Raw genomic sequence first — 16,713 nt, 5'->3', positions numbered from 1 at the left:
GTGCGGGGACAGCAGCCAGACGATGGCCGCCGCGATCTCGTCCGGCTCGCCCGGGCGGCCCATGGGTATCCGGTCCGGGGGCCGCCCCCGCCGCGGGGGGGGGGCCCGCCCCCCCCGCGGGGGGGGGGGGGGGGGGCCGCCGGCGGGGAGGGGGGCGCCGGCGCGGGTGTGGGCCTTCTCGCGGTCCCGCAGGGCGTCGATCTCGGCCTGCCAGGCGGCGCGGTCGACGACGGGCGGCAGGGCGGCCGGCGGGACGGTCTGTGGGGCGGTCTGTGGGGCGGTCTGTGCGGTGCGCGGCTGGTCGGTGGGCATGTCGTCCTCACGTCCTCAGGTGGTGTCGGGCGGTTCGGTGGGCGGGGCGGGAGCCGCGCGGTCGAGGTGTTCCTGAAGTGCGTCCAGGCGGCCGTCCCAGTCGCGGGCCAGCGCGGCCAGGAACTGCTGGGCGACCTGCATGGGCGCGGAACGCAATCGGTAGCGCACCCGGCGGCGCTCGCCCGGTTCGGCGGTGACCAGGCCGGTGTCGGCCAGCAGGGTCAGGTGCTTGGCGATCGCCTGCCGGCTGATCGGCAGCCGGGCCGCCAGATCGGTTGCGGTCGCCGGACCGGCCGCGGCCAGCGCGGACAGGATGGCCCGGCGACTCGGGTCGGCCAGGGCCGTGAAGACCCGTTCGGCAACCGCTTCGAACTCGGCGGACCGCGGACCGCCGGCGGGCGGGGGCCCGGTCAGCGGCGCGGGGGGCGCGGCTTCGGAGGGCATGGCTTCGGAGGGCATTGGGTCAGTATCGGAGGTGGGTGCGGGTGGGGTGGCCGGGTGTGGGGGGTGGCCCGGGTGTGGGGGTGTGTGGCGCTTGGGCGGGGCGGCTGGCTGGTGGGGGGGTGTGGGAGGGGGCCAGGCGTGGAGGAGGCCGGGGGGTTGGGGATGGCTTGGGGTGGCCCGGGGGGAGGGGGCCGGTCGTGGGTTTGGGTGTGGGGAGGGGCCGGGAGGGTTTGGGGTGGCTCGGGGTGTGGGGCCGGCTGCGGGTTTGGGTGGGAGTGGAAGTGGGGGTGGGTGGGTCAGGCCGCTGCTTGGTTGAGGTAGTCGATCAGTTCGCCCAACTCGCGGTCCCAGCCCTCCGTGTTCGCCTCGTACGGTGCGGCGCGGTCCGGCAGCGGCAGTTGGGCGAAGCCGGATTCGACGACGGTGAGGCGGGTGCCGGCGCCGGTGGGTTCGAGCGTGAACTCGACGTAGGTGCGGCGCGGGTCGTCCGCCGGCAGGCCGTGCAGCCGCCAGGTGAAGGCGAAGACCACCGGTTCTTCGACGCGCTCCACGCACAGGTCGGCGGTGAACCCGCCGTCCCAGCGCAGTTGCGCCGCCCCGCCGGGTCGCAGGTCGATGTCGGCGCCGTCGCCGAACCAGGCACCCAACCCCTCGGCCGTGGTCAGCGCCGACCACACCGCGCCCGGCGGCTGGGCGAGTTGCACGGTCCGCTCGATGCGGTCGGGGAATGCCATGGAGACCTCCAACATGTAGCAACCGTTCAGTTGCGACACTATGGCAACTAGGCGGTTGCGTCAATGAGTTGCGCGCCCGACTGCCCGCCAGCCGCCCGCCAGTCGTCCGGCCGCCCGCCCGTCCGGCCGCCCGGTCATGCAGTCGGCCGGCCCTCCGGCCCTTCCGGCGCCCGTCCGCCGAAGACGCCTTCGCCCCATCGACGACACCTCTGCCTTTAAAGGATTTAAAAACTGACGCATCCACAGCTCTGGACAGCCATCGCGCAGCGTGCTTGTGGATCACGGCACTTGAGGGATGACCAGGGTGGTGGGGGGCTGCGTGGGATCGGGGCACGAGCTTGCACGTACGGGCTCCGCGTACGAGCTGCACGTACGGGCTCGCGCGTACGGGCTCGCGCCCAGCACCCCGTACCCACGGGCCCATGCCCGCGGCACCCACGGCCCACCGCCCGTAACCCCGTACCCCCGGCCACCGTTCTCCCCCAGATGGCGCGCGGTGGTACGGCCGCGCCGGGTGCCGGTTCTGGCACAGTCCTACGCACAGGGGTGGGGCCGCGTGCCGCCCGCCGCTCCGGGCGCGCGCGTACCGACGCCGAGGGAGCGGCCCGTGAGGAGAACGATGGGTGTCGCCGCGGCGCCGACCGCTGACATCGCCGTGACCGGACTCGGGGTGCTCTCCCCCGCCGGGCTGACGCCGGAAGCCAACTGGGCCGGGCTGTGCCGCGGGCGCTCGTTGGCCTCGTACGACGCGGAGCTGGCGGGTCTTCCGGTCGACTTCTGCTGTCGGGTGCCGGACTTCGACGCCCGGGCCGAGCTGGGTGAACGGTGGGCCCGGCGTACCGACCGCTTCAGCCAGTTCGCACTGGTCGCCGCGCGGCGGGCGGTCGCGGACGCCGGGCTCGCCCCGGGGACCTGGCAGGGCGCACGGGTCGGGGTGGTGCTCGGCGTCGGGTCCAACAGCCTCACCTCCTACCCGGCCGAGTTCGCCCAGCTCGACGACGGGCGGCCGGACCGGGTGTCGCCGCTGGCGCTGCCGCGCAGCGTGCCGAACATGGCCGCCGGCGAGGTGGCAATGGACTTGGGGGCGCGCGGCCCCGGGTTCACCACCGCGAGCGCCTGCGCCTCCGGGGCCACCGCCCTCGGCGTGGCCAGGGACCTGCTGCGTTGGGGGGCGTGCGACGTCGTACTGGCCGGCGGCAGCGAATCGGGCTGCTGCCGGATGAGCGCGACCTGCTTCGCCCGGCTCCGGGCGCTCTCCCGACGGTGCGCCGAACCGGAGCTCGCCAGCCGCCCGTTCGACGCCGAGCGGGACGGTTTCGTCCTCGGCGAGGGGGCGGCCGTGCTGGTCATGGAGCGGTACGCGACGGCGCGGGCGCGCCGGGCCCGGGTCCGTGCGCTGTTGCGCGGCTACGGCGCGACCAGCGATGCGCACCCCCCCATCGCGCCGCTCCCGGACGGCAGCGGCGCGGCGCGGGCGATCCGGGCCGCGCTGCGGGACGCGGGGTGCGCGCCCCGCGACATCGGCCAGGTCAACGCGCACGGCACGTCGACGCGGCTGAACGACGCCGCCGAGGCCGCGGCGCTCAGCCGGGTGTTTGACCAGGGGCCGCCGCCGGTGACGGCGTCCAAGAGCGTCATCGGGCACGCACTCGGCGCGGCGGGGGCCCTGGAGGCCGCGTTCACGGTCCTCAGCCTGGAGCAGCAGACCATCCCGCCCACCGCCAACTTCGGTCACCAGGACGGCGACCACAAGCTGGACGTGGTGTCCGGGAGCCCGCGCCGTACGCCGATGTCCGCCGCGATCTCCTGCTCGTTCGGCTTCGGCGGCCACAACGCGGTGCTGGTCTTCACGACTGAGTGAGGGTGCTCGTCCTCACCACCGAGTGAAGGTGCTGGTCTTCCCGGCCGCGTGAGCGAATGGGTGCGGAGCCGGCAGCCGTGGGCTCAGCCGCTGGTCGCGGGCTTGGACGCGCGGAGCGAGTACATCAGGGGGATGCGCGGCTGGCCGGGCGGCAGCCGGTAGTAGGGGGTGCCGGCCACGCGTTGCAGCGAGCCGAAGCGGGCGAAGAGCGTCTTGTCGTGTTCGTGCAGGAACTCGATCCGCAGCCCCTGCCCGGCCAGCGCGGAGACCACCGCCCCGAGCGGGTGCTGCCACTCCACGCTGCGGTTGTTGCGGGTGGGGGCGTCGAAGTCGGTGTAGGTGCCGGGGGTTTCGTCGATCCACGGCTCGCGGCTGAAGTAGTCGTGGGCGATGCGGCTGGCGCTCGCGTCGTCCAGGGCGTCGGTCAGCGGATGGAACTCGGAGAGGTAGAGGAAGCCTCCGGGGGCCACGAGCTCGGCGGCCACCTGCGCCCAGCGCTCCAGGTCGGGCAGCCAGCACAGGGCACCGATGCCGGTGTACACCACGTCGTACGCGGCGTCGGGCACGACCGCGACCGCGTCGTAGACATCGGCCGTGACGAAGCCCGCCCGGTCGGAGGTGAGGCCGAGGTCGGCGGCGAGGCCCCGGGCGGCGGCCACCGCGGGTTCGGAGAAGTCCAGGCCGACGACCCGGGCCGCGCCGCGCCGGGCGAAGGAGAGGGTGTCGAGCCCGATGTGGCACTGGAGGTGCAGCAGGCTCTTGCCCGTGACGTCCCCGACCTCATCAATCTGAAAGTCACACAATGGGTCGCGGCCGGCGCGGAACGCGTCCAGATCGTAGTAATCGCTGGTCAGGTGGATGGGAACACGCTCGTCCCAGCGAGCGCGGTTCGCCTCCCGCCAGTCTTTCGGGGCAATCGGACGGGCCATGTCGGGGAGGTTATCCACAGGCAGGAGGGCTCGCCAGCGAGTTGTCCCCCACCCGGCGCAGAATGGGGTCATGACTGAGAGCAGTGAAGCGGTGCGGGGCGCGGCCGAGCAGCCGGGCGGCAGCACGGAGGCCAGCACCCCGAAGGCCACCGGGAGCGACGGCGCGGCCGGCGGCATCGGGACGTGGCCGGACTGGGAGAAGCGGTTTCGGGCGGCGCGCGTGGGCCTGCCCGACTGGGCCGAGGGCGCACCGGAGCGGTCGCTGTTCGTGTCGAACGCCACGGGCACGTACGAGCTGTACGCCTGGGACCGCGACTCGGGCGAGCAGCGCCAGGTGACCGACCGGCCGAACGGCACCACGGACGGCGTGCTCGCCCCCGACGGCCAGTCGATCTGGTGGTTCTCGGACACCGACGGCGACGAGTTCGGGGTGTGGCTGCGGCAGCCGTTCACCGGCGGCGACGACGAGCCGGCCGTCCCCGGCCTCGCCCCCTCCTATCCGGCCGGCCTGGCGCTCGGCCTGGACGGCACGGCGGTCATCGGCCGCTCAACGGACGAGGAAGGCTCCGTCATCCACGTCGTCCCCCAGGTCGGCAGCGTCGGCAACGCCGCAGGTCAGGACGGTTCCGTGGCCGATGCGGGCGGGGCCACAGCAGCCGTGGAGATCTACCGGCACCGCCAGTCGGCGGGCGTCGGCGACCTCTCGCACGACTGCGAACTGATCGCCATCGAGCACACCGAGCACGGCGACGCCATGCACTCCGCGATCCGCGTCGTCCGCCTGGACGGCAGCCCCGTCGCCGAACTGGACGACACCAAGGGCGGCACGGAAGAGCTCGGCCTGTCCGTGCTCGGATTCGCGCCCGTCCCCGGCGACGTACGACTGCTCGTCGGCCACCAGCGGCGCGGCCGGTGGGAGCCGATGATCTGGAACCCGGTCACCGGCGAAGAACGCGCACTCACCATCGACCTGCCGGGCGACGTGGGCGCCGAATGGTATCCGGACGGCACCGCGCTGCTGGTCGACCACAGCTTCCAGGCCCGCAGCGAACTGTGGCGGTACGACCTGGCCTCCGGCGAACTCGCCCAGGTGGACACGCCCCGCGGCACGATCTCCGGGGCGACGGCGCGGCCCGACGGGTCCGTGGAGTTCCTGTGGTCGTCGGCCGAGCAGCCGCCGCAGGTCAGGTCGACGACCGGCCGCGTCGTCCTGGAGCCGCCGCCGCTGCCCGGCGGTTCGGGCCGCGCCCCCGACTCGGTGCCGGTGACCGACGCCTGGGTGGAAGGCCCCGGCGGCCTGGTGCACGCCCTGGTGCAGCGCCCCGCGGGCGAAGGCCCCTTCCCCACCGTCTTCGACATCCACGGCGGCCCCACCTGGCACGACAGCGACGCGTTCGCAGCCGGCCCGGCGGCCTGGGTGGACCACGGATACGCGGTGGTACGGGTCAACTACCGCGGCTCCACCGGCTACGGCCGGGCCTGGACGGACGCGCTCAAACACCGCGTCGGCCTGATCGAGCTGGAGGACATAGCGGCGGTGCGGGAATGGGCCGTCTCCTCCGGGCTCGCCGACCCGAAGCGGCTCGTGCTGTCCGGCGGCTCCTGGGGCGGATACCTCACCCTGCTCGGCCTCGGCACCCAACCCGACGCGTGGGCAGTCGGCCTGGCCGCCGTGCCGGTCGCCGACTACGTCACGGCCTACCACGACGAAATGGAGGCCCTGAAGGCGATGGACCGCACGCTCCTCGGCGGAACCCCCGACGAGGTCCCCGAGCGTTTCGCGGCCTCGTCCCCGCTGACCTACGTCGACCAGGTACAGGCCCCGGTGTACATCTCGGCCGGCGTCAACGACCCGCGCTGCCCCATCCGCCAGGTCGAAAACTACGTCACCCGCCTGGAACGCCGCGGCGCCATCCACGAGGTGTACCGGTACGACGCGGGCCACGGCTCACTCGTCGTCGAAGAACGGATCAAGCAGGTCCGGATGGAGATCGCCTTCGCGGAACGACACGTGGGACGGGGCGTGGAGTAGGGCTGGGGGTGGGGCGGGGCGGGGGGCTTGGGCTTGGGGTGGGTGCGGCGTGGGGGTGGGGCGTGGGCGTGGGGGTGGGGCGTGGGCGTGGGGTGGGGGCTTGGCTTCGGGAGGGGTGGGGCGGGGAGGGGAGGGGGGGAGGGGCCCCCGGGGAAAGGCCGCCTAGCTTCGGCCGGGGAAGGAGACCCGGGAAGGGCCGGTCCCCAGCTTCGAGAGGCAGCGTGAGGCCGAGGGCCCTTGAAGGAGCCGCTAGCTTCGAGAGGGAGCCGTAGGCCGAGGGGCAGCGCCCACCCCGTCGGCCCCACCGGCACCACCGTCCACCTCGCCGGCACCCCCGGCCCCACCAGAACTCCCCGCCCCACCAGCACCAGCATCTGCCCCGCCGGCACCATCTACCCCACTGGCCCCGCCGGCACCGCCATCCACCCCACCGGAACCACTGGCCCCACCCGGACCCCCCGCCCCATCATCCGTCGCCCCGATGCCACCCGGGCCGCCGGACGGTGGGGCGATCCCCAGTTCCACGTCGCGGGCGTTCTCCACCTCGCGGCGGAAGAGCCGGAACCACATGAAGATCACGAAGCCGGCGAAGACGAACCACTCGCCGGTGTAGCCGAGGTTCTGGAACGCCTTCAGGTCGAGCCCGGTGCCCTCGGCGGCAGCCGGCGGCACGGGCTTGAGCGGGGTGGCGGCCCTGGTCACAGTGATCCACGCGTCCTGCACGTCGTACGGCACCAGGTTGACCAGCGAGGCCGCACTGATCATGCCGAGTTGGCCGGCGGGCAGACCACCACGGGCGTGCACACCGTTGCTCCGGCTGTTCTCGGACGCCTGGAGCGCCCCGACCACGGTCACCTCGCCGGCGGGCGGTGCCGGCACCTTGGCGCGGTCCGCCGCGGCGTCCGCGTCGCCGGGCAGCCAGCCGCGTACGACGGGGATGGCGCGCGCGCCTTCGATCCGCAGCAGGTTCAGTACGTAGAAGCCGTCGCGGTCGTCCAGCGCCCGGTTCGGGACCAGCAACTGCCGCTCGGCGTCGTACCGCCCGACCGCCTCGGCTTGTCGCCCCGAACTGTCCCTGGTGATCGGCAGCAGTTCGGCCAGCGGCACGGCCCGGGTCGACTCCGCCTGCTTGGCGTGTTCCTGCTGCTCCTGGTGCGAGTCGACGCGCGACTCGAAGCGGCTGAGCTGCCAGCTCCCCATGAACAGGCACACCGGGATGCTCAGCGCGGCGAAGACGTTGATCCCCCACCACCGGGGCGTCAGCAGAAACCGATACACACCCCCACGGTACGGTCCCGGCCCGCGCCCCCCACACGAGGGGCCTCACCTGACGCGCGTACGCCGGCCACCGGACAGATCGCGCCACGCCCCGCACGGTACGGCCGTACGTCGCTCACCTGCGCCGACGCGCACCACGCCCGGACCGGATCACATCACTGCGCCCGCCCGCACGCCGCACCCAACACCACGAGTCGCCCCCAAATCACAGGCCGGCCCCAACCCACCGAAGCCCCCCAGCCAAGGGCTCGCCCCAACCCACCGGAGCCCCGGATCAAGGGCTGGCCAAAGCCCCCGTGTGGTAGACCGTGCCGCCGCAGGCCTCGGGGACCGTGGCCGTGGCGACCGCCGGGTCGCCCGCGTCCGGCGTGTGGCTGATCACCACGCTCGACGGGGTGGACGGTTCCACACCGCCGCCCCCACCGCTGCCGCTGCCCCCGCCGTCGCCGCCCGGGCCCGCCGTGCTCTCGCCCGGTGCCTCCGCGCCGGGCTCGCCCTCCACCGGGCTCTTCGGGGGTTCCTCGGGCGTCGGCGTGGGGCTCGGAGTGCTCGCGTCGGAGCAGCTACCGCCGCCCGACGTGGGAATCCACGCGTACCGCACCTCGTACGCCTCGCCGGGCCGCAGGATGATCTGCTCGGACACCGCGGACGGCGGGGGCAACTCGCTCGCCGGGTCGCCCGACGTGTGGTCGACGACCTGGACGCCGGACGTGTCGGCCGCGCCCTGCGCCACCGCGCCCACCACGCCGCTGCCGTCGACGGAGCACGGGTCGGCCGAGGTGTTGACGATCCGGAACGCCCCGTACACCCGGCCTTCGGCGTCGGCCGCGCCCACGCTGCTGCCGCCGTCGCCGAGTTGGTCCCGGAGACAGGTCGGGGAGGTGGCGGCCAGCGTGGTGGAAGGGTTCGGCGGTAGGACGGGGCCCGGGGCGGACGTCGGCCGCTGCGTCGTCGGCTTGCCCTTCCCCTCCTTCGCCGCCTTTTCCTTCTCCTTCTCTTCCTTCTCCCTCTCCTTGTCCTTCTTCGACGGCGACGTCGGCCGCGCGCTCGGGCCGCGTTCGCCGTGGTGCCCGCCGGCTGCCTGGTCGGGCGTGCGCTCGCTGCTCGCGGCGTTCGCCGGGCGGCTGGGCGAGGTGTCGCCGAGCGCGGTCACCCGCACCAGCGCCGGGATCGCCGCCCCGCCGAGCACAATCGCCGCGAAGGCGCCGACGAGGATCTGGCGCCGCCGTGTACGGCGGGCGGGTACGGCACGGCGTAGCTGGTCGAGCGATTTCGGCGCGGGCTCCAGGTCCTGTACGGCACCTTGCAGCATGCGGCGCAGCGCCTGCTCGTCCAGGTCCCCGTCCAACGCCCCACCACCGAGCCCATCGAGCACGCCGAGCACGCCGCCCTTGGCTGCTGTGCTCTGCCCGGTGGCTGTGCCTTGCCCGTTGGCTGAGTCCGGCTGAGTGGGTGTGTCCGACTGGGTGGCCGCGCCCTGCTCGGTGGGTGTGTCCGACTGAGCGGCCTTGCCAGGCTTGACGACCGTACCCCCCTGGGTGGCCGTACTCGCCGAGGTCGCCGCGCCCTTGCCTCCAGCCGTACGCGGCTGGGTCGCCGTGTCCCGCCCGGTGGCGGGCCCCGGTTTGGTCGCCGTACTCGACCCTGCCGTCATACCCGACTCGGCAGCCCCACCCCGCTCGACGCTCGCCCCGGCGGCCGGCTCAACATCGGTGGGTTGGTCGACATCGGTGCGTTGGTCAGCATCCGCGGGTTGGTCAACATCGGCGAGTTGGTCGGCAGCCGTGCGCTGGTCAACATCGGTGGGTTGGTCAACATCCGTGGGTTGGTCGGCATCCGCATCAGGCGCAGCCGCCTCCGACTCCCCCACACCGGCCCCGGCCCCGGCCACATCCGTCTCCGCCGCACCGGCCTCCGCCACATCAGGTTCCGCCGTACGCACCGCCCCGGCAGCCCCCTCCGTACGCACCACCGCGGCAGCCCCTTCCGTACGCGCTACCGCGGCGCCCCGCTCCGTACCGGGCGCCGCTTCGCGCTCCGCACGGTCGGTACGCGCCGTTTGCCGGGAGTCGTCCCGGCCGTGGCCATGGCCATCCTGCCGGTCTGGTTCACCCGGCCTGGCGTGCTCGTGGGTCATGCCGGGGCCTCCATCGCGACGCGCAGCGCCGCAATTCCGCGCGAGCCGTACGCCTTCACCGAGCCCAGGGATATTCCGAGGGTCTCCGCGACCTGCGCTTCGGTCATGTCGGCGAAATACCGCAGCACCAAAACCTCGCGCTGGCGGCGCTGCAAACCGCGCATCGCCTGAATCAATTGATCGCGCTCCAGCAGTTCGTACGCGCCTTCTTCGGCGCTCGCCATGTCCGGCATGGGCTTCGACAGCAACTTCAGCCCGAGAATGCGGCGGCGCAGCGCAGAACGAGAAAGGTTGACGACGGTCTGACGCAAATAGGCGAGGGTCTTTTCCGGATCGCGCACACGATTACGTGCCGAATGCACACGTATAAACGCTTCTTGCACGACGTCTTCGCAGGACGCCGTATCGTCCAGAAGGAGAGCGGCGAGACCGAGCAGCGACCTGTAATGGGCGCGGTAGGTCTCGGTGAGGTGATCGACTGTGGTGCCCGCTGCCATCGCCTCGTCAGTGTCCCCGCGCTGTGAAGGTACCTGGACGGGGCCCGCGGCGGGCCATGGCGCGATCACCGGCATACCGCCAGCGGCGCGGGGACGCAGCGGACGCACGGTCGCGCCACCCCGCCCCGGAACTGTTGCCATGCCGAATACCTCTGCCACGCTTGTTGGACACGCTTCCCCCCGTCAGGGTTGTACGCGTGAGACGCCGCCCCGAGCAGCGCTCTCAATGCCCCCATGCGCACCGACCCTCCCTCAATGCCCCATTTGCGACACCGCCCGTGCGGGGCTGTGACGAAGACGCCACCCATTCACCGACGGTTGCGGGGAACGGGCAGCGAATGCTCAAACAAAATGATGACGCAGATCAAGCGGGGTAGCCGCAGAGGCGGATCACAGAATCTTCACATTGTTCTACCGCAGAGCGGCCAACTCCCGGGCACCGCCCCACAGATTCCGGTCACCCACACGCCGCCGACCTCGCCCGATCCACCCCCTCATGCCCCGCCACGCACTACCCCGCCCCACCGCAGACCACCCCGGCCACCCCGACCAACCCGGCCCATCCGCAGGACAGCCGACAACGAGCCTAGGCAGCCGACGCACAGCGACAAAAGATCAAGGAGCAACGATTCCCGGAACACCTTGGCAAGGAACGGCGAAGGCCCCCACCGCAAGCCCCCGCATCCACCCCACGCCCCGCAAGACCAACCACCCACCCAACCCCGAAGAACAGCAACCCGCCACTATCAGCACCCCAACTCCCGTACGCAACAGGCCCGTTCGCCGCACAACGCCACCCCACAAGACGCCCCCGCCCCACACACCGACCGATCACCCGCTGAGCGACCACCCACCACACCCACCAAACGGTCACCCACCAGACGACCACGCACGAGGCAACCACCCGCGAGGCAAGCCACCCACAGGGCAACCAACCCACCCCACAGCCACCCAGTCCACACGCCCCACCCCACGCCCACCCCGCACACACCCCGTACACACCCAACGGGCGGCCACCCCGAGGTGACCGCCCGTTCGTCATCGGGTGCCGGGCCGCCGGGGCGAAGGAAAACCCCGGCCGGCAGGCCGACCGCCGGGCCCCCAGCCCGTCAGCCCGACAGCTCCGTCAGCCCGTCAGCTCCGCCGCGACGACCTCGGCGATCTGCGCGGTGTTCAGGGCCGCGCCCTTCCGCAGGTTGTCGCCGCAGACGAAGAGTTCGAGCGCCTGCGGGTCGTCGAGGGAGCGCCGCACCCGGCCCACCCACGTCGGGTCGGTGCCGACCACGTCGGCGGGGGTCGGGAACTCGCCCTCGGCCGGGTTGTCGCAGAGCACCACGCCCGGCGCGCTGGCCAGGATCTCGTGCGCCGCGGCCACCGTGACCTCGTTCTCGAACCGCGCGTGCACGGTCAGCGAGTGGGTCGTGATCACCGGCACCCGGACACAGGTCGCGGTGACCCGCAGGTCGGGCAGACCGAGGATCTTGCGCGACTCGTTGCGGACCTTGAGCTCCTCGGACGTCCAGCCGTCGTCCTTGAGCGAGCCGGCGAACGGCACCACGTTCAGCGCCATCGGCCCGGGGAACGGACCGGTGTCGCCGACCGCACGGCGTACGTCACCCGGCTGCGTGCCAAGCTCCGTGCCCGCCACCTTGGCGAGCTGCGCGCGGAGCGTGTCCACGCCCTCCTTGCCGGCGCCGGACACGGCCTGGTACGAGGAGACGATCAGCTCGCTCAGCCCGAACTCCGCGTGCAGCGCGCCCATCGCGACGATCATCGACAGGGTGGTGCAGTTGGGGTTGGAGATGATCCCGCGGGGGCGCACGCGGGCGGCGTGCGCATTGACCTCGGGCACCACCAGCGGCACGTCCGGGTCCATCCGGAAGGCACCGGAGTTGTCGACCGCCACCGCGCCCTTGGACGCCGCGATCGGCGCCCACTGCGCGGACACCTCGTCCGGTACGTCGAACATCGCGACGTCGACGCCCTCGAACGCCTCCTCGCTCAGCGCGACGACCTCGACCTGCTCACCGCGCACGGTGAGCTTGCGGCCCGCCGAGCGCGGCGAGGCGATCAGTCGGATCTCGCCCCAGATGTCCGCCCGCTCCGAGAGGATGCCGAGCATGACCGTGCCGACGGCGCCGGTCGCCCCGACGACCGCCAGCGTCGGCTTCCCCGCGCGCCCCTGCGCCGCGGAACCGCCACTGCCGTTCACCTGAACCACGTCACCCACACCACTCGCCACGTTCACACCACTCTCACCGTGCCCCTCGTGGGACCCGGTCATCGCCCCGTGCCGCCGTACACGACGGCCTCGTCGCTCTCACTGTCCAGACCGAACGCGCTGTGCACGGCGCGCACCGCGTCCTTGACCTCGTCCTGCCGCGTCACCACGGAGATGCGGATCTCGGAGGTCGAGATCAGCTCGATGTTCACGCCCGCGTTCGACAGCGCCTCGAAGAACGTCGCCGTGACCCCGGGGTTGGTCCGCATCCCCGCCCCGACCAGCGAGATCTTGGCGATCTGGTCGTCGTAGCGCAGCGAGTCGAAGCCGATTTCGGGTTGCGCCTTGGTCAGCGCCTCCATGGCCTTGTGGCCGTCGGTCTTCGGCAGCGTGAAGGAGATGTCGGTCAGCCCGGTGGACGCGGCGGAGACGTTCTGCACCACCATGTCGATGTTGAGCTGGGCGTCGGAGATCGTACGGAAGATGGCCGCGGCCTCACCCGGCTTGTCCGGCACGCCCACGACCGTGATCTTGGCCTCCGACGTGTCGTGGGCAACCCCGGAGATGATCGCCTGCTCCATGCCTTCTTCTCCTTCGGGCTTGTTCCGCACCCAGGTGCCCACGTGGCCGGAGAACGACGACCTGACGTGGATGGGGATGTTGTAGCGGCGGGCGTACTCGACACAGCGCAGGTGCAGCACCTTGGAGCCGCTGGCCGCGAGTTCGAGCATGTCCTCGAATGCGATCTCGTTTATCTTGCGCGCCTTCTTCACCACGCGCGGATCGGCGGTGAAAACGCCGTCCACGTCGGTGTAGATCTCGCACACCTCGGCGTCCAGGGCAGCCGCCAGCGCGACGGCCGTGGTGTCCGAGCCACCGCGCCCCAGCGTGGTGATGTCCTTCTTGACCTGCGACACGCCCTGGAATCCGGCCACGATCGCCACCGCGCCCTGGTCGAGCGCGTCCCGAATGCGACCGGGGGTGACGTCGATGATCCGCGCTTTGTTGTGGACCGAGTCGGTGATGACACCCGCCTGGCTTCCGGTGAACGACAGCGCCTCGTGTCCGAGGTTTTTGATCGCCATCGCCAGCAACGCCATGGAGATGCGCTCTCCAGCGGTCAGCAACATGTCGAACTCGCGCCCGGCAGGAATCGGCGAAACCTGCTGAGCGAGGTCGATCAACTCGTCCGTAGTGTCGCCCATCGCGGAAACCACGACGACCACCTGGTGGCCGTTCTTCTTGGCTTCGACGATTCGCTTGGCGACGCGCTTGATGCCTTCGGCATCCGCAACGGAGGAGCCGCCGTACTTCTGCACGACAAGGCCCACGTGCGCTCCTCGCTTGTCTCTTCTGGGGTGATAGCCCCAGACCCCCGCAGGGGGGTAACTGCGGTCGGCTCAGTCTAACGAGCAGGGCGGATAAGCCCTCCCAATATCACATAGCGAGACACAAGACTCACTTCATGATCAGGCAGGACGCAATCCCACACCCGCTCAGCGACCAACCCTTCCCGCTGCGGACCTGCGCACACGGAAACGTAATTCAGGTCACAAAGACTCCGCCGTACGGAGCCGGCCGGATATCGACCGTCCGGGTTGCCCGCGCCACTCACCACCCGACGAAACGGAAGAAATCCAGCCGTGCGGCGCCTGCGAAATCCCCGTACGCGGCGCGCCCGCGGGCGCAACAAGAAGTAGGCAGCTCAGCACGGAACGTAAAGAAACGGAACGCAAAGGGGACACGGGGCGGAGAATCCGAGAAGGAAGCAGCGGAATTCAGCGAGAAGGCCCGCGCCCACGGGGATCACGCTCGGTGCGGCGGGTGCCGGTCACCGATCGCGTCGCCTAGGCAGTGCGTGCCCGCCAGCCGGGGCAGCGCGGACGCCGATCACCAGGCCGGCAACGCGACCGCCAGCCGCCGGGTCAGCGCAAGCGCGCACCGCCAAGCCCCGTACGCCACACCCACCCCGGCCAAACCCGGACGCCACCCCCACCCCACCCGGGCCCGTGCGCTACACCGCCCCGCCCGGACCCGTAGGTACCTACGCCACCCCGGGCGCCGCTCGGTCAGGGCTGTGCCGAGGACCCCAGGCCGAGCGGCGCGGCGATCTCCGCGGCCATCACCCGACCCGCCTCCTCCGCGAGCTCGTCCTCACCGTCGGCGTTGCTGTCCGTGTCCAGGCCGTCGAGCTCGTCGAGCGGGCTGTCCAGCCGTACGTGCGCCACCAGCGACTGGAGCGCGCGCAGTGCGGCCGATGCGGTGGTCCCCCAGTTCGACAGGTACGAGAACTGCCACCACCACAGCGCCTCGCTGACCCGCCCGTCGCGGTAGTGGGCCATGCCGTGCCGCAGGTCGGTGACGATGCCGGCGAGGTCGTCGGAGATCCGGCAGGCGACCGGCTGCGCCCGGGGCACGTACGGGTCGAAGACCTCGGAGTACACGTCGATCGGGTCGAGCAGGGTGGCGAACCGCTCGCGCAGTTCGTCCACGTCGGGCTCGGGGCCGACGTCCGGTTCGTACCGTTCGTCCGGCACGAAGTCCTCGTGCGCGCCGAGCCGCCCGCCAGCGAGCAGCAGTTGCGAGATCTCCAGCAGCAGGAACGGAACCGCGCTGTCCGGCTCGTCCCCCTTGGCGACCTCGGTGACCGCCACGATGAAGCTCTCGATCTGGTCGGAGATCTGTACCGCGAAGTCGGCCGGGTCATGGTGGCTGTCGTGCAGCGTTGCGTCAGACATCGAGAAGTCTTCTCCCTTCGAAGGCACGTCCCAGCGTGACCTCGTCGGCGTACTCCAGGTCGCCCCCGACGGGCAGGCCGCTCGCCAGCCGCGTGACCTTGAGGCCCATGGGTTTCACCATGCGCGCGAGGTACGTGGCCGTGGCCTCCCCCTCCAGGTTGGGATCGGTGGCCAGAATGAGCTCGGTGACGGTGCCGTCGGCGAGTCTGCCGAGCAGCTCTCGTATCCGCAGGTCGTCCGGGCCGACGCCCTCGATGGGGCTGATCGCCCCGCCGAGCACGTGGTACCGGCCGCGGAACTCGCGCGTCCGCTCGATCGCGACGACGTCCTTGGGTTCTTCCACGACGCAGATGACCGCGACGTCACGGCGCGGATCGAGACAGACCCGGCACTGCTCGGCCTCAGCGACGTTGCCGCACACCGTGCAGAACCGCACCTTCGCCTTGACCTCGGTCAGGGCGTGCGCGAGACGGCGTACGTCGGTCGGCTCGGCTTGCAGGATGTGGAAGGCGATCCGCTGCGCGCTCTTGGGACCGACGCCGGGAAGCCTGCCCAGCTCGTCGATGAGGTCCTGGACCACGCCTTCGTACACGGAAACGCCCTCCTTCTGGGTGTATCTCTTCAGTGCCTGATGTGGCTGGTGTGTCGGCAGCCTGTACGGCTCTTGTACGCCGCGCGGCTGGCCGGATTCGTCATCGGAGCTGCTGGTACGGGGTTGCCGTTACGGGTCGGAGTGCGGGGCGGGATACGGGTCGGCCCGCTCGGCGGAACCGGTTCGGATGCCCGCACCGGGCCGGGTCGACCAGGTCGGACGGACCGGGTTCACCAGGTCGGCAAGGCCAGAAAAGGCCGGAAAGGGTGGGAGGTCGGAAAAGTCGGAGGGGACGGAAGGGTAAGAAGGATCGGAGGTCAGAAGGGGAGGCCAGGCATGCCGCCGAGGCCCTGGGCGAGCGGTCCGAGCTTCTGCTGCTGGAGCTGCTGCGCGGACTGGTTGGCATCCCGTACGGCGGCGACGACGAGGTCCGCGAGCGTCTCCGTGTCCTCAGGGTCCACCGCCTTCGGGTCGATGACCAGGCTCTGGAGCTCGCCGCCCCCGGTCACCGTCGCCTTGACGAGACCGCCACCGGCCGAGCCCTCGACCGGCGTCCGGGCCAGTTCCTCCTGAGCCGCCGCAAGGTCCTGCTGCATCTTCTGCGCCTGCTGCAACAACTGCTGCATGTTCGGCTGACCGCCACCGGGGATCACGAGCTTGCTCCTGGCTGTAGACGAAACACCTTCGGTAGCCCGAGCCTACGTGCTCCCCGCTGCCCACGCCCTACGCCGTACGAAGGAGGCCACCCGCACACGTACGACCCTCGTCCCATACCCCGGGCCCCACGTGATCGACGCCGGGCCGGCACCGGCAGCCGTACCGACGCCGGCACCACCGCCGAAGTCGAGCCGGCGCCGGAGCGGGCCCCGGCCGGCACCAGAACGGGCCCCCCGCGGCGGGCCGGCCCCGCCCCCCGCGCGCGGGGCGCCGGGGGGGGG

General features: G+C 71.8%; 13 protein-coding genes and 1 pseudogene. 2 read left to right on the top strand and 12 right to left on the bottom strand.

Features of this window, described 5'->3' with window-relative positions; translation table 11 throughout:
* From AAHZ94_RS11925 to AAHZ94_RS11915, 3 genes and pseudogenes are all read right to left on the bottom strand, one after another.
* Window positions 1–312, bottom strand: a pseudogene (locus AAHZ94_RS11925) (hypothetical protein); the annotation flags it as partial.
* A gap of 15 nt (window positions 313–327) precedes the next feature.
* Window positions 328–771: an ArsR/SmtB family transcription factor gene (locus AAHZ94_RS11920; protein WP_349992804.1), complete on the bottom strand. Its 444-nt coding sequence runs from the start codon at window positions 769–771 to the stop codon at window positions 328–330.
* 281 nt (window positions 772–1,052) lie between these two features.
* Window positions 1,053–1,490, bottom strand: a complete 438-nt coding sequence (locus AAHZ94_RS11915; RefSeq protein WP_349992803.1) for an SRPBCC domain-containing protein — start codon at window positions 1,488–1,490, stop codon at window positions 1,053–1,055.
* A 619-nt stretch (window positions 1,491–2,109) separates the two neighbouring features.
* Here AAHZ94_RS11915 and AAHZ94_RS11910 point away from each other — a divergent pair.
* Window positions 2,110–3,351, top strand: a complete 1,242-nt coding sequence (locus tag AAHZ94_RS11910) for a beta-ketoacyl-[acyl-carrier-protein] synthase family protein (RefSeq protein ID WP_349992806.1) — start codon at window positions 2,110–2,112, stop codon at window positions 3,349–3,351.
* Window positions 3,352–3,434: 83 nt separating this feature from the next.
* On the opposite strand, the gene AAHZ94_RS11905 is transcribed toward AAHZ94_RS11910, so the two are convergent.
* The gene (locus AAHZ94_RS11905; protein WP_349992802.1) at window positions 3,435–4,280 is read right to left on the bottom strand and encodes a class I SAM-dependent methyltransferase; all 846 of its coding nucleotides are present in this window, start codon (window positions 4,278–4,280) and stop codon (window positions 3,435–3,437) included.
* A gap of 70 nt (window positions 4,281–4,350) precedes the next feature.
* Between AAHZ94_RS11905 and AAHZ94_RS11900 the strand changes: the two genes are divergently transcribed.
* The gene (locus AAHZ94_RS11900) at window positions 4,351–6,312 is read left to right on the top strand and encodes a S9 family peptidase (protein WP_349992801.1); all 1,962 of its coding nucleotides are present in this window, start codon (window positions 4,351–4,353) and stop codon (window positions 6,310–6,312) included.
* Window positions 6,313–6,561: 249 nt separating this feature from the next.
* Here the strand turns inward: AAHZ94_RS11900 and AAHZ94_RS11895 are convergent, their stop codons facing one another.
* The 8 genes from AAHZ94_RS11895 to AAHZ94_RS11860 form a co-directional block, all read right to left on the bottom strand.
* Window positions 6,562–7,590: an SURF1 family protein gene (locus tag AAHZ94_RS11895; protein ID WP_349992800.1), complete on the bottom strand. Its 1,029-nt coding sequence runs from the start codon at window positions 7,588–7,590 to the stop codon at window positions 6,562–6,564.
* Window positions 7,591–7,864: 274 nt separating this feature from the next.
* Window positions 7,865–9,727, bottom strand: a complete 1,863-nt coding sequence (locus tag AAHZ94_RS11890; RefSeq protein WP_349992799.1) for a hypothetical protein — start codon at window positions 9,725–9,727, stop codon at window positions 7,865–7,867.
* On the bottom strand, window positions 9,724–10,365 hold the full coding sequence (locus AAHZ94_RS11885) for a SigE family RNA polymerase sigma factor (RefSeq protein ID WP_349992798.1): 642 nt from the start codon (window positions 10,363–10,365) through the stop codon (window positions 9,724–9,726). Before AAHZ94_RS11885 ends, AAHZ94_RS11890 begins: the two co-directional genes overlap by 4 nt.
* A gap of 985 nt (window positions 10,366–11,350) precedes the next feature.
* Window positions 11,351–12,436, bottom strand: a complete 1,086-nt coding sequence (locus tag AAHZ94_RS11880) for an aspartate-semialdehyde dehydrogenase (RefSeq protein WP_349992805.1) — start codon at window positions 12,434–12,436, stop codon at window positions 11,351–11,353.
* A 68-nt stretch (window positions 12,437–12,504) separates the two neighbouring features.
* Complete coding sequence (locus tag AAHZ94_RS11875) at window positions 12,505–13,776, bottom strand: aspartate kinase (protein ID WP_349992797.1); 1,272 nt, start codon at window positions 13,774–13,776, stop codon at window positions 12,505–12,507.
* A gap of 738 nt (window positions 13,777–14,514) precedes the next feature.
* A complete protein-coding gene (locus AAHZ94_RS11870; protein WP_349992796.1) occupies window positions 14,515–15,183 on the bottom strand; it encodes a DUF5063 domain-containing protein in 669 nt (222 codons plus the stop codon).
* Window positions 15,176–15,775: a recombination mediator RecR gene (recR, locus tag AAHZ94_RS11865; RefSeq protein ID WP_349992795.1), complete on the bottom strand. Its 600-nt coding sequence runs from the start codon at window positions 15,773–15,775 to the stop codon at window positions 15,176–15,178. Before recR ends, AAHZ94_RS11870 begins: the two co-directional genes overlap by 8 nt.
* A 317-nt stretch (window positions 15,776–16,092) precedes the next feature.
* Window positions 16,093–16,428 (bottom strand): YbaB/EbfC family nucleoid-associated protein, encoded by a 336-nt coding sequence (locus AAHZ94_RS11860; protein WP_349992794.1) that lies wholly within the window; start codon window positions 16,426–16,428, stop codon window positions 16,093–16,095.
* Between the last annotated feature and the right edge of the window lie 285 nt (window positions 16,429–16,713).

It is taken from the genome of Streptomyces sp. HSW2009 (genome assembly GCF_040240285.1).
Lineage (GTDB): Bacteria > Actinomycetota > Actinomycetes > Streptomycetales > Streptomycetaceae > Streptomyces.
The sequence above is the reverse complement of the archived record's forward strand: the minus strand, read 5'-3'. Positions and strand labels throughout refer to the sequence as shown.

Excerpts from the sequence above, each read along its gene's own strand:
- AAHZ94_RS11920 (WP_349992804.1), bottom strand. The coding sequence starts at position 771 with ATGCCCTCCGAAGCCATGCCCTCCGAAGCCGCGCCCCCCGCGCCGCTG.
- AAHZ94_RS11915 (WP_349992803.1), bottom strand. The coding sequence starts at position 1,490 with ATGGCATTCCCCGACCGCATCGAGCGGACCGTGCAACTCGCCCAGCCG.
- AAHZ94_RS11910 (WP_349992806.1), top strand. The coding sequence starts at position 2,110 with ATGGGTGTCGCCGCGGCGCCGACCGCTGACATCGCCGTGACCGGACTC.
- AAHZ94_RS11905 (WP_349992802.1), bottom strand. The coding sequence starts at position 4,280 with ATGGCCCGTCCGATTGCCCCGAAAGACTGGCGGGAGGCGAACCGCGCT.
- AAHZ94_RS11900 (WP_349992801.1), top strand. The coding sequence starts at position 4,351 with ATGACTGAGAGCAGTGAAGCGGTGCGGGGCGCGGCCGAGCAGCCGGGC.
- AAHZ94_RS11890 (WP_349992799.1), bottom strand. The coding sequence starts at position 9,727 with ATGACCCACGAGCACGCCAGGCCGGGTGAACCAGACCGGCAGGATGGC.
- AAHZ94_RS11885 (WP_349992798.1), bottom strand. The coding sequence starts at position 10,365 with ATGGCAACAGTTCCGGGGCGGGGTGGCGCGACCGTGCGTCCGCTGCGT.
- AAHZ94_RS11870 (WP_349992796.1), bottom strand. The coding sequence starts at position 15,183 with ATGTCTGACGCAACGCTGCACGACAGCCACCATGACCCGGCCGACTTC.